This window comes from Chromobacterium sp. Panama, from assembly GCF_003052555.1.
Lineage (GTDB): Bacteria > Pseudomonadota > Gammaproteobacteria > Burkholderiales > Chromobacteriaceae > Chromobacterium.
This window is the reverse complement of sequence record NZ_QARX01000002.1, coordinates 1-12,400: the sequence shown is the minus strand read 5'-3', so window position 1 is coordinate 12,400 and position 12,400 is coordinate 1. Positions and strand designations below refer to the sequence as shown.

At 51.1% G+C, this 12,400-nt stretch carries 10 protein-coding genes; 9 read left to right on the top strand and 1 reads right to left on the bottom strand.

Annotated features, from left to right (window positions below):
• Positions 1 to 286 precede the first annotated feature (286 nt).
• The 8 genes from DB032_RS23400 to DB032_RS23370 all read left to right on the top strand — a co-directional run bounded on the left by DB032_RS23400 (position 287) and on the right by DB032_RS23370 (position 11,298).
• Complete coding sequence (locus DB032_RS23400) at positions 287 to 2,203, top strand: S8 family serine peptidase (RefSeq protein WP_107802155.1); 1,917 nt, start codon at positions 287 to 289, stop codon at positions 2,201 to 2,203.
• Positions 2,200 to 2,706 (top strand): hypothetical protein, encoded by a 507-nt coding sequence (locus tag DB032_RS24010; RefSeq protein WP_146176797.1) that lies wholly within the window; start codon positions 2,200 to 2,202, stop codon positions 2,704 to 2,706. The genes DB032_RS23400 and DB032_RS24010 overlap by 4 nt, the downstream gene beginning before the upstream one ends.
• A gap of 316 nt (positions 2,707 to 3,022) precedes the next feature.
• Positions 3,023 to 4,165 carry a hypothetical protein gene (locus DB032_RS23395; RefSeq protein ID WP_146176796.1) on the top strand — a complete coding sequence of 381 codons (1,143 nt, stop codon included), beginning with the start codon at positions 3,023 to 3,025 and terminating at the stop codon, positions 4,163 to 4,165.
• Positions 4,125 to 5,300, top strand: a complete 1,176-nt coding sequence (locus tag DB032_RS23390; RefSeq protein WP_107802151.1) for an ABC transporter permease — start codon at positions 4,125 to 4,127, stop codon at positions 5,298 to 5,300. The genes DB032_RS23395 and DB032_RS23390 overlap by 41 nt, the downstream gene beginning before the upstream one ends.
• Entirely contained in the window at positions 5,297 to 6,016 is a 720-nt protein-coding gene (locus DB032_RS23385; RefSeq protein WP_107802149.1) for an ABC transporter ATP-binding protein, read from the top strand. Before DB032_RS23390 ends, DB032_RS23385 begins: the two co-directional genes overlap by 4 nt.
• The gene (locus DB032_RS23380) at positions 6,010 to 6,909 is read left to right on the top strand and encodes an efflux RND transporter periplasmic adaptor subunit (RefSeq protein WP_107802146.1); all 900 of its coding nucleotides are present in this window, start codon (positions 6,010 to 6,012) and stop codon (positions 6,907 to 6,909) included. Before DB032_RS23385 ends, DB032_RS23380 begins: the two co-directional genes overlap by 7 nt.
• Complete coding sequence (locus DB032_RS23375; protein ID WP_107802144.1) at positions 6,906 to 8,276, top strand: TolC family protein; 1,371 nt, start codon at positions 6,906 to 6,908, stop codon at positions 8,274 to 8,276. The genes DB032_RS23380 and DB032_RS23375 overlap by 4 nt, the downstream gene beginning before the upstream one ends.
• 283 nt (positions 8,277 to 8,559) lie before the next feature.
• Positions 8,560 to 11,298, top strand: a complete 2,739-nt coding sequence (locus tag DB032_RS23370) for a two component system sensor kinase (protein WP_107802142.1) — start codon at positions 8,560 to 8,562, stop codon at positions 11,296 to 11,298.
• Between the two features lie 13 nt (positions 11,299 to 11,311).
• Here DB032_RS23370 and DB032_RS23365 read toward each other — a convergent pair whose 3' ends face one another.
• The gene (locus DB032_RS23365) at positions 11,312 to 12,034 is read right to left on the bottom strand and encodes a two component system response regulator (protein ID WP_233246807.1); all 723 of its coding nucleotides are present in this window, start codon (positions 12,032 to 12,034) and stop codon (positions 11,312 to 11,314) included.
• Positions 12,035 to 12,130: 96 nt separating this feature from the next.
• Here DB032_RS23365 and DB032_RS24005 point away from each other — a divergent pair.
• A partial coding sequence (locus tag DB032_RS24005) for a hypothetical protein (protein ID WP_199226056.1) occupies positions 12,131 to 12,400 on the top strand: 270 nt, incomplete at its 3' end.

The window sequence follows — 12,400 nt, the reverse complement described above, 5'->3', positions numbered from 1 at the left end:
CTCATTTTTGTTAGCCGCTCTTAGTCACCTGTTTGACGGCTTCAATTTTGAATTCTTCGGGGAACTGCGGTCTGCTCATAACACTTCCTTGTAGGGCCTAGCGTGGGGCTCACGAGGTCTCTGGGAAAGTGGGGGCGATTCGGGGAGCAGATTAGGGCACCCATAAAGTTCAGGCAAATAGCCGATTTTTTTTTACGAAGGCTATAGGCAAGATCTCTGAATTGTAAATTCTATTAAGAGTGAAGTGGCATCTTGCTCTAAGACTAAGTCGTGAAGGTATTTGATTATGAGTGGCAAAAATTTACAGGATGAATCGGTAGTAGGCTTGATGAGCGAAGGAGGCATAGCTTGCCTTGTGCTTTCTCTGTTACTGATTGGATGCGGAGGAGGTGGTGGGGGCAGTGGGAGTGGAAATGGTGGAGGGAGTGGTGGCCTTATTGACGAAAATTCTAAGGCATCGGACGATCCGCTTTTCCAATATCAGTGGCATTTGAAAAATAATGGTCAGTACGCATTTTCCGACACTCGCCCAGTAGCAGGTTTTGACTTGAATATTGGTGACCTTCATGCAAGTGGTGTGACCGGGAAGAGTGTAAAAGTGGCTGTAATTGATGATGGTATAGAAGCGGACCATGAAAACCTGAAAGCCAATATGCAGCCAGGGGGAGTATTGGAGTTTTGCGAGTACCCGTGTAAGAAAGAATCCTATGGAGGACCATCGGAGGGGTCAAAGTATCATGGTACTGCTGTGGCAGGAATTGTTGGCTCTCAAAGAGGGAATGGGGTGGGAGGGCATGGAGTTGCCCCCGATGTTAAATTATATGACTTTAATTACTTAGAGCTTGGAAGTTATGTTCGTAGAGAAATGGAAATTACAAAAAAAATCCCCCCGTTACCTAGCCCGCTACTTATGATACAAGCGGCATTGGGTGACCATGATAAGGCTAAATCAGTAGATGTTTTCAATATGAGTTATGGTAGTACGCCTGATAAGCTGGGAGATATATCTAATATGTTGAGAAGTTATAGTGATATTATGAAGAAGTCTAGAAATGATCGTGGGGGAGTGTATGTTAAGTCTGCGGGTAATGAATTTTTAAGTATAGGTAAAGGAAAGGAGGGGTTGGAGAGGTGTCGGCGGGCGGTCGATAATAATGTAACTTGTATGAATAGTAATTTTCAAGATATTCATAATATTCCAGAGGTCATGGTCGTAGGTGCGGTAAATGCTGCAGGAAAGCGCTCCTCTTACAGTAATACAGGGTCCTCCATTTGGATATCCGGGTTTGGAGGGGAATATGGTCATGAAGAAAAATATAATCCGAGAGCTAATAATATTCAGAAGCAACCTGCTATAGTTACCACGGATCTAACGTCTTGCCATAAAGGTTACAATGGGGTGCCTACTGATTACCCTCTCCAAAATGCTATGAATGCTGGCTTTTTGCGTAATTTTTATGAATGGGGAAGTAAGTGGGGAGGACGCCATTTGGGCCGCTTTTGTCAATATTCGGCCACCTTTAACGGCACGTCAGCATCTGCTCCAATGGTGAGTGGAGTTGTGGCATTGATGTTAGAGGCTAATAATCAATTGAACGCTCGGGATGTGAAGTGGATTTTGGCGACCACGGCTCGAAAAGTTGATGTGCATCTAGAGCCTGTTAAGAATCAAGATGGAATCGTGCTTGATCAAGGCTGGGTAGAAAATAACGTAGGTCATAAATTCAGCAATGCTTATGGTTTCGGTTTGGTGGATGCAACTAATGCGGTAGCTACAGCGCGAAAGCATACGATACTACCCGAGAAGGAAGTAATTGATTGGGTATCATCTGATGATATTGTTCGGTCGATTCCGAATGTCAGCTCAGAGAGTAGTGAGGGAACGCATGGTATCGAAGTAAGTAACGACCTGATCATAGAGCATGTGCAAGTCAGATTTCACACTAACCATGCTAGGCCCGCTGATCTACGTATCGTGCTGACTTCTCCGCGTGGCACCAAGAGTTTTCTGATGTCGCCGCATAGTGGGTTGGTAGAATTAGAGGGTCTGAAACCTGAATTTAAGGGTTTGATGAGTTCCAACGCATTTCTTGGCGAAAAATCCCAAGGCAGATGGCAGTTGCAGATAGTTGACGTGAGTAAGGGAGGTAAAGCCTCCGAGTTGAAGAACTGGTCTATACGGATACAAGGACATAAGCGATGAAGCAAGTGATGATTGCTATATCGAGTTTCTTTTTGGCTGCCCCAGTCTGGGCTATTGATCCATTGCAGGCACTAAAGCAGGATGCTAAACAAGAACCGATTTTTTGTAGTGCTGGTTCTTGCTACCGATTGGCGAATAATGCCATCCTTGTTCCAAAAAGTGATGGCTTGTCAGGTGTGGCAAATTTAGGAGAGCTAGGAGTCAAAGTAATGCCATCAGGTGCAAGTAGAAGTATGGACTCTACAGCCGTAGCGATGGATGAAAATAGTGGCAGGCCGGTGATTGTCACTAGAATGGTACATGTATTCGCAGGTAGTAGAGAATTGGGAGAATTGTGGGCTAATGAATCCAAGGGAAAAGTATACGCCCACTCCAATACTTTGGGCATGACTAGTGTTTTGTTTTCAACTCCACAGGAAGCAGTGACGGCAGTGCATAATAATAAAAACAAAGAAATTCAAGCCGAGGTTGAGGTTATTCGTGATATTCCGAAGGCTAATTAAATTTGGTGAGTAATATTATTGAGTGTCTATATGTGAGGGGGGGCTGTCTTGACCTGGTTTCCCTCTCGGAGAGTAAGGGTTTGTTTGGTTTTCAGAAAGCTTATTTTGATTAATGGTGTAAGAGAAAAGTAATTTTATATTTATATATGATCTAAGTTTTGGTGATGGGGATGTGCTTGGCATGTCTTTGTTAAGAGCAGAAAACAAAATACCTGATGCTGCGCGCCGACTTGCCGTACTCAAGTACTGCCTGCATCGGCGCGTCTTGCCTCAGCGGTGAAACCGCTCTATGTGTTTTAAGAGAGGAGGACGGATAGTGTTTTCTACACGCGTTGCTGGGTTGGATTTCCTACGCGGCATATTCATTTTAATGGCAATCTTTCAGCACTATACCGGCTACTTAAATTATTGGTATATTGATTTTTTCCATCACGAGCAGGCATATCACCAAGGTGTGTACGATTCGCACTTGCCTATGTTGGGAAAATTCAATCCTATGGATGAATTGTCACGCATGCTGGCGATGTATTTGATACCGTGGGTAAGCCAGATTTATTTGATGCTCGCGGCTTTCAATCTCGCATTGCGGGATCAACAGGCCAGCCGGACTGTTATGTGGAATAAACTGCGTCTTTTGGGCGCGTTGTTGCTGGTTTTTGTGCTGGAAGGTTTCTTGATTTCGCCTAGTTTGGGCGAGGCTCTTTCATTCTATCCGCAAATGCTTTGGATGATCCTGCTGGCGCTGTTTTGCGTGGTCTACAGCTATGCGGGTGTGCGCGGCATGCTGGCATTGGCGGTACTGGCGGTATCGGCGCCATGGCTGCTGACGGGCGACCCTTTTGCCGCGTTTGAAGGCTGGATGCAGGCCAACATCCATCCGGCGTATGAGTTTGATGCTCGTGTCGATTTGTTTGCCGCCAGCGGCGCTTTGGGCTTTCTCTATGGCTGGCTGTGGGCGCATCGGCCGTATCAACGCGCGGCGCTCAATTATTGGGTGCTGGCCATCAGCGCGTCGTGCTTGGCGCTGTACTTCTATAGCGGCGAGTCGCCGCAGCTGAGCGCAGAGGATATCTATTCTGCCGAGCATGAGTTGGCGCTGTCATTTTCGGGCTTATTGGGCATATTGGGCATGGAGTTCGGCGTAGTAGCGCTAGTGTTGATTTTGCATGAGAGAGGCATCGCTTTATGCTGGCGGCCGCTTAACTGGATAGGTTTTTACTCGTTGACGGTATTCATTTTCCACAAGGTGTTGTTCATCCATTTGTTTGGCCCAGTGCTGCAATGGGTGACCGCGCGGCTGGACACTACTATGCCTAATAATTTCTTTTTAAACGCATTTTTGGTGCTGTGTGCGGTCGCCGCGGCCTGGGTGATCAAGCGCTCCGGGGTGGTGGATAGGCTTACCGGCAGCAGCCAGGATGGACAGTGGGAACGCCTTTGCCAGGCGTGGCGTCGTTGAGATGGGAGGCCCAATCTCCTTAGCGCGCGCCAGTCTTTGGCATGACTGGCGCCGTTATCTGACCGCGGTGCTGGCCGTGGCGTTTACCGGGCTGTTGATCGTCGCGCAATCCGCGCTGTTGCTGGGCTTGTTCGGCACGGTTTCTTTGCCGGTGGACGCCTCCCGCGCCGACATCTGGCTGGGCTCGCCCAACACCGAAAGCGTGGACTTGGGGCAGCGTCTTCCTTTGACGGCGGCTGACAGCGCGCATTTGCATCCAGGGGTAGCCCGTGTGGAACGTTATCTGCTCAAAGAGGGGGAGCTGATTCGCCCCGATGGCGCGACCGTGTTGTTGCAAATTCACGCGATAGATCCGGATCCGGCCGGCTTGGCGTTTGCCGCGACTTTGTCGTCCGCGCAGCGCAAGCTGTTGGAAGAACCTGGCGCTGCGTTGGTCGATGTTTCCGATTTGGATAAATTCGGCGCGCGCAAGGGCGATACGGTGGAAATCAACGGCCGTCAGGCGCGCATCGTCGGTGTTTTGCGCGGTTTGCGCGCTTTGGCCGGGGCTAATGTCCTGATTGGCCTGCCCAGCATTCCGCTACTGCTGCCTCACGATACGCAAACCCTGAGTTACGGCTTGTTGAGCTTGGATCCTGCCTACGATGCTGACGAGGTCGCGCAGCAATTGATGCGCGATCAGCCGCGCCAGCGTTTCGAGGCCTGGTCTGCTGAAGAGTTGTCCACCCGTTCGCGTCTGTACTGGCTGCTGGAATCTGGCGCAGGCATCGCCTCCGGCGTGGCTACCCTATTGTCTTTGCTGGTAGGGGTGGCGATTACCAGTCAAACCTTGTCTGGCGCGATTTTGGCCTCGCTTCGCGAATTTGCCACTCTGCGCGCGTTGGGCGTGCCGCAGCGCGCTTTGGCTTCCTGTGTGTTGGAAATGTCCGCTTGGGTAGGACTGGCTGGCTTGTTGTTGGCCGGCATGCTGAGCATGGGTTTGGCGCTGCTTGGTCGGCAACTGGAGATTACGATGGCTTTCCCTGTGTGGATGCTGCTGGCCTCCGCTGGACTTATTTTGCTGATTGCCTTGCTGTCCGGGCTGCTGGCCTTGCGTCCTCTGCGCGCCACCGAACCGGCGGAGTTATTAAGATGAAATGGATCAAATCTGAAATTTCCCTGCAATGCCGGGGCTTGACCAAGCGTTTTGGCGGCGTGTCAGCGTGCACGGTGATTGATGATTGCGCACTGGATATTCATCCCGGCGAGTTGACATTGTTGATGGGTCCGTCTGGTTCCGGCAAGAGTACCTTGTTGTCAATGCTATCCGGCCTGCTGCGGCCTGACGCCGGTGAGGTGGTAGCGCTGGGGCAGTCGTTGTGGGGTCTGAATCAGGCGCAAGTGGATGCCTTTCGCCTGCAGTACTGCGGCTTTGTGTTTCAGGGTTTTAATCTGTTTGCAGACTTGTGTGCGCTGGATAATGTGGCCCTTCCTTTGCGCTATCAAGGTATTTCCAGCAGAGACGCCCGCTCAATGGCCATGCAGGCGTTGGAGGAGGTGGGGATGAGCGGTCACGCTACTCAGCTACCGGCGGCCTTATCCGGTGGGCAGAAGCAACGTGTCGCGATTGCTCGCGCACTGGTTAAGCAACCACGCCTGTTGTTTGCAGATGAGCCCACCTCGGCCTTGGACAGCGAAAACGGGCTGCAGGTGGTGGCGCTGCTTAGGAGTCTGGCGCATAAGCAAGACGTCACCGTGCTGGTTGTGACGCATGATCTGCGACTACATTGTTTTGCGGATCGAGTGATACATCTTGAGGATGGTGAAATTAACCACGATGAAAGAACGCAAGTGGTAAAGCAAGCATGTTGAAGAAATTGTTTAAGAGCCAGTTGCTGGCGAGCATGGTATTGGGCTTGGTCGGCTGCCTTGGTGAAGAGAAAACCACGACCCGAATCGACAAGGCAGCTAATTGGCAAGCAGTGGCGCGCGGTTGGGTAGAGGCGGATGGCCAGCCGCGCAAGCTGTCGGCGCTGCGCAACGGCATGGTGAGCGAGGTGCTGGCGCAAGAGGGGCAGGCCATTGCTAAAGGCCAGGTGCTGTTCAAGCAGGATGCATTAGTGGCAGAGAGCCAAGTCCGGCAGGATGAGAGTATGTTGCATGAGCACAAGTTGGCGGTACAGGCCGCGCGTCTGGATCTAGCGATCGCCACGCGCGAGGCGCGTCGCTTGGGTCCGCTCGCAGCGGACAATACGGTGATGAAGCGAGAGTATGACTTGGCGCGTGATGCAAAGCAGCAGGCGAAGCTGAAGCTGCAGATGGCGGAGGCTGGATATAACCATGGCATTCAAATGCTTCGCTCAACGCAAGCCGAATTGAAGCAGTTTGTGTTGGAGTCGCCGGTTGATGGCGTGTTGGCGCGCCTCTTGGTTCATCCTGGCGAGTACGTTTCTGCAGGGGATCCGGTATTGGAGTTGGCTCCTAGCGGACCACGCGTCGTGCGTGCGCAGCTGGACGAGTCTTTTCTGGGCAAAGTGAAGTTTGGCCAGATGGTGGAGGTGTTGCCGGAAAGCCGCAAGGACGCTGCGCCGCTGGCTGGCATGGTGCTGCGCATTGGCCAAGTGGTGGGGCCTGGACTCCCCAGCGATGAGGCCGGCGCCCGTCAGGACATGCGGGTGGTGGATTGCGTGATCGCGCTGGATGCCGATGCTCCATTGCTGCTGGGGCAGCGGGTCATGGTGCGTTTCCTTGGAGGCAAGGCATGAAAGGCTTGATGATTCTGGCTTGTGCCGCTCTGGCGGGTTGCGCGACACACTCCGGGCCGAAGCCGCAGATGCTAAAAGCGCCGCCACATTGGAACCAGCCATCGCCATCGGAGACGCTGGCAACTGATGTCAGCTGGCAATATCTACGTGACGCTGAATTGACCCGTTTATTGGACCTGTCGCTGCAAAGCAATCCTGGTTTGGCCGCCGCGCAAGCACGCGTGGCACAAGCCCAGGCGATGCTGGGAGGCATTGGCGCTTCCTCCATGCCGGAGTTGGACCTATCGGTAGGCGGGGACCGCGCCAAAGTGACCAATCTATACGGCGGCTCCGGAAAGGCCCGTCGTTTGCCGGCCTTGGTGCGCAACGAGGCGGGTGGCATGCTGGCCTTCCAGTATCGGCCAGATGTATTTGGGCATGTGGCGGCGGAGCAAGCGTCGGCTGCAGCCAGTGCCGAGGCCAGCGAAGCTGAAAGATCTAATGTTGAACGCCTGCTGGCCAAGCAACTGCTGGAAAGCTATCTGGATGCGCGTTTTGCGGAAAACCAGTTGCAACTGGCGACAGAAGCATTGACGCTTTTGGCACAAAAAGAAAGTGTTGTGCAGCGTAGACTGAGTGCCGGCTTGGCTACGCGTACTGATTTGAACCGGGTGGAAAAGCAACTGCGCGATAAGCGACAGCAGCAAACCGAATGGGAACAGATATTAAAAACTGAGCAAATTCGCTTGGCTTTGTTGTGTGGCCAAGTTCCGGGCCAATTGACGTGGCGCAGCCAGCCGTTGCCAGACGTGCCGGCCTCACCTCCCTTGTCCTTGCCTGCGGAAACGCTGGTGCAGCGGCCGGATGTTTCTGCTGCTTGGATGCGCTTGAATGCTGCGGCTTCGGATAGCCAGCGTGCTCGGCTGGAGCGTTACCCGCGTGTGAACTTGTCCTCTAATTTGCTCATGGCGGATCTTATTGGCTGGATGGCGCAGGCCAGCGCTAGTATTTCGTTGTGGGATGGTGGCCGCATTGCCGCAGAGGTCCGTCATGCTGATGCGGTGTTTGCAGAAGCGCAGTCTCAATACCATGAGCAGGTCCTGCAGGTTTTTGCTGAAGTAGAAACTGCCATGTCGCGGCAGCAGGCGAGTTGGCAGGCATTGGCGGTTGCAGATAAAAATCTTAGGGGAGTGGAAGAGCAACGACAGGGCATCCATAAGCTGACTACACATGGCTTGCAAGACATGCAGCGGTTGCTGCTTGAGGATCTGGCGTTGCTTGAGGCACAAGCGGAGTTAAATACCTATCGAAAAGAAGCTTTGTTGGCTTGGGGGGATTTGGTAACCGCACTGGGATTAATGCCGTTGAAGCCAAACGCTCAGGTATAGAAAATCATTGCAGCAGACTCTGATGTCAATCGATAAAATAATTGAATAAGGCTAATGAGGTTTTATATTGCAGATGCGGCCAAATATTTGTTCATAAATATATATTTATTCTTGCAGAAAATTATAAATCAAGAGAGCGCTGTCTCTGTATGGATGGGTGCGTGCATTTATCCTTGCGCGCTTAAATTAAGGTCAATAGGGGGTGGGGATATTTTAAATTACCTTGGAATTTTGTCTAATGGGTAGTAAAACTATATTGTCTTGATGTTAACCCCTTGGCGATATGCGTAAGATATTAGAAAAATCGTTCCCTGGGCGTGTCATGCTCATGCTGAGCTGCTCCATGACTTTGTCATGGATGTTCACGGAGTCGGTTGATTTTTACTACCAGTACCAACGAGCGCAGAAAGAGATTCTCGAAGGCGTTGAGTGGGAGCTGAATTCTGTAGTCTCACAGGAGGGCATACGCTTTGGTCAGGGTGCCCAACAGGTGAGGGTACTGCTGAATTTATGGCGTGGGCTGCCCGAGGTTGATCGCTTTTCTAGCATCAGCCAGAGTTCACCGCGTACGGTGTTTGTGCCATTTGACTCTTCAGTATCTGATCCTGTGCGAGTTCGTCGAGCACAGCAAGTGTTAGAGGTGTTTGGTGCAGGGGCGACGCAAGAGCATATTGACGCTTTTCTGATACTACCTGATGTGGGCTTCGTCTTTTACCATCCAGAATCTCGCGATCTAGATTATCTGCGTCGTAAGGTGCTGGCTTTATCTAAGCTCCATAGTGGGAGAGCGATCCAGGGCTATGAATGGGGGTTGCCCTATATCGGACCACATGGCTGTAATTGTGTATCCGTAGTCCGATCCCTGGCAGATGGTGTGATGGCTGGGGTTAGTGTACGCATCGGGGAGTTGGCAGTTGCCAATCAAGAATGGTTGGGACATGCCAGATTTATCATGCGAGATGGTTCTGGGCTATTGATTCCAGGGGCGAATGCACAGTCTGTATTAGCAGATACGGCACCATTGTTGCGCGGCTTGCCGGCGTGCCGTAGCTCAGGTGCGAGACGGGTTGGTGATTACTACGCGCTTTGTCAGTGGTTACCCAACCCACAATGGGAGATTATCGCCCTTTATCCCGCGAAAATCGCAGCGATCAATGCGCTGTCAGAATTTAGTGTAACGGTACCGCTGACGCTAGCTGCGCAATTGCTTCTGTTACTTGTCGTGTTTGTGACTTTGAAACGACAGTTGGGGCGGCCGCTACAGCATATCGTTGATATTATCGATACCTTCAAACCGAATGAGTACAACCGACGTTTACCGGAGGAGCGTCAGGATGAACTGGGACGTATAGCCAAGGCCTACAACACTTTACTGACAACCATCGCTACGCATTATAAGACACTTGAACGCAAAGTGAGGGAGCGCACGAGGGAGTTGGATGAGGCAAAGCGCATCGCTGAGCAAATGAGCGACCGCAAGAGTGAGCATATGAGCAGTATTAGTCACGAAATCCGCACGCCACTCAACGGAATTGCCGGAGCTTTAGAGTTGCTGGAGCGTGGCTCGCTTTCGTTGGATCAAAAGGAGTTGGTGGCTACTGCTAAACTGTCGTCCAGCCATTTGCTGAAGATCGTCAATAACTTGCTTGATCTATCACGTATTGAGGCCGGTCAGCTTCAGCTGTCTCTATCTCAGACAGATCTGTTGTCTTTGCTTGACGAGGCCATGCTGACAGTTAGCGTGCCGGCGCAGGAAAAGCAGCTGACACTGCGTACGTTGGTTGCTGCCGACGTACCATTAGAAGTACGGATGGATGCTTTGCGGGTATCACAGATATTGATCAACCTATTGGGCAATGCGATCAAATTCACGGCTCAGGGGGAAGTTAAATTACGAGTTGCGCGTCGTGGAGAGAGGCTAGAATTTGAGGTTGAGGATAGTGGCCAGGGTATTGCTCTAGAGCGCCAGTTAGACATCTTTAAACCTTTTGTGCAAGCCAGTGCACATAGCAGTGGCAGTGGATTAGGGCTAGCGATAGCATCGAGGTTGGCAGGGTTAATGGGGGGGGAAATCCTGCTGGATAGTATGGAAAACAAGGGTTCCCGTTTCACTTTGCTATTGTCGTTGGAGCAGGGCCATTCTTCGCCTCGTGGGACGGGCGAGATTAAGGCCCCGATATTGCTGCACCCTCAGTTAAAAGAGTGGGGATGGACTCCGCTGGAGGCAGATAATCCGTTGTTGGTGGAGCCAGAGTTGGCTTGGTTGCCAGGAAGGCTATGGCGTCGTTTAGAAGGAGAGTCGGTTACAACGACTGGCGTGATAGTCAGCCCCTGGTCGCTTCAGGTGCTGTTGGTGGATGATATAGCGATCAATCGTGACATAGTCGGTAGGATGCTGCGCGAGCTGGGTCACGAGTCATTTATAGTCTCAAATGGGGTGCAGGCTTTGGCCATGGGGCGAGAGCAGACGTTTGATCTGGTATTGCTGGATATACGTATGCCTGAGATGGATGGTCTCGAGGTGACTCGGCGCTGGAGGGCGGTAGACGGTGACCAATTGGATCCTGAAACGCCGATCTTTGCCTTAACGGCAAATGCGATGATGGAGGAACGAGAGCGTGCTCTTGAAGCGGGTATGCAAGGGTATCTATCCAAACCGGTAAGCTTAGAGAAATTAGCTGGAGTGCTTGGGCTCGCTGCAAAAATGCAATTAGTTCGTGGTAAGGAGCTAAGTCCTAATTTTATTTTGCAAAGGCCGATGCTCGATTTAAGTGAAGAGCAGGTCGCTGAAAAATTGCGTAGTACTTTACTTGAACTGGCCGACAACATAGATGCTGCGTGGAAGGCTCAGCGAGGTATAGAGTTACAGCACTTGCTTCATGTTGTACAAGGTTGTGCTGGCCAGAGTAGAAGAAATGATATACGGCTGGCCGCTGAGAGGTTGGAGATAGAGCTGCGACAGGGGGCTTGGCCTGAAGAGGCTCAGATAAAGAGATTGCGGTGGCATTTAGAAAAGGAATGATATAGGTGTAGTGTCAGTGTATGCCCAAGCGTGTTGCCCAGTTTGCTAGTTCAACAGCGTTGCGTGCATTTAGCTTGCGCATTAGATTGAGACGATGAGTTGCAACTGTCTTAATTGAGACCATCAGGCTGTCGGCAATCTCTTGATTCTGTAGGCCTTCCGCGATTAGTTTGAGTACTTGTCTTTCACGTGAAGTTAGACTAGCTCGATTTTTGCGAGGGTTTTTTTCCAATACCTGCGCTCTGTTCAAGTCAGGGTCCAAGTAGGTAAGCCCCAGAGAGGCGGTCTCTAACGCCGCGAGTAAAACTTGTTGTGGGCTTTTCTTGAGTACATAGGCGATTGCGCCTGCTTGAAAAGCATCTCTGGCCCGATATTCGGCAATATCTGCAGTAATCACGACGATGGCTAGCTTCGACCAACGTCGTTTCAAATGACGGATAATGTCGATACCGTCCATTCCAGGTAATCCTAAATCTAGTAAAACAATATCCGGGTTCCATCGTTGGCATGCTGAGTAGACTTGTAAACCATCATTGACCTCTCCCACTACTTGATATCCTGGTGTTGATGACAGTAGAGCTTTTATGCCATTACTCAGCAATGCGTGGTCTTCGGCCAGAATAATTCGGAGAGGAGTTGGGTTCGGGAGCTCATTGGAGATCATAGGATGTGCTTCTTTCAGATGGATGACTACATGGTTTCTACGCATAAAGTGTAGAGTAAGTTTGGTTGTCACGCTACTTCTACTCGATACATAAAAACAAATATGAATCATCCTTGGGAGACGTAAAAACAGTGCAAGTAGCTAAATTGGCGCAATTGAGGGAGTAGGATGAAAATTTCTGAAGGGCAGGCGTTCGAAGTTGGATTGGTACTGTATCCCGGCGCCCAGCAAGCTGCGGTATTGGGACTGACGGATTTGTTAGGTGTTGCCAGCGTTATTGCCGCCTCGTATCAGAACGTATTGCCCTTGCGGATATCCCACTGGAAACAGGATAGCCCTACTGAAACGCCTACACGAGTCTTCGACAACGGTATGGATTCCGATGCGGCTTTGGTTGCTTTGATCCTTCCTCCTTCGCTTAGAGCGGCTAACAAAATT

What these genes read in the sequence shown, in the direction of transcription:
- DB032_RS23400 (WP_107802155.1), top strand. Translation starts at nt 287, where the DNA reads ATGAGTGGCAAAAATTTACAGGATGAATCGGTAGTAGGCTTGATGAGC.
- DB032_RS24010 (WP_146176797.1), top strand. Translation starts at nt 2,200, where the DNA reads ATGAAGCAAGTGATGATTGCTATATCGAGTTTCTTTTTGGCTGCCCCA.
- DB032_RS23390 (WP_107802151.1), top strand. Translation starts at nt 4,125, where the DNA reads ATGGACAGTGGGAACGCCTTTGCCAGGCGTGGCGTCGTTGAGATGGGA.
- DB032_RS23385 (WP_107802149.1), top strand. Translation starts at nt 5,297, where the DNA reads ATGAAATGGATCAAATCTGAAATTTCCCTGCAATGCCGGGGCTTGACC.
- DB032_RS23380 (WP_107802146.1), top strand. Translation starts at nt 6,010, where the DNA reads ATGTTGAAGAAATTGTTTAAGAGCCAGTTGCTGGCGAGCATGGTATTG.
- DB032_RS23375 (WP_107802144.1), top strand. Translation starts at nt 6,906, where the DNA reads ATGAAAGGCTTGATGATTCTGGCTTGTGCCGCTCTGGCGGGTTGCGCG.
- DB032_RS23370 (WP_107802142.1), top strand. Translation starts at nt 8,560, where the DNA reads ATGCGTAAGATATTAGAAAAATCGTTCCCTGGGCGTGTCATGCTCATG.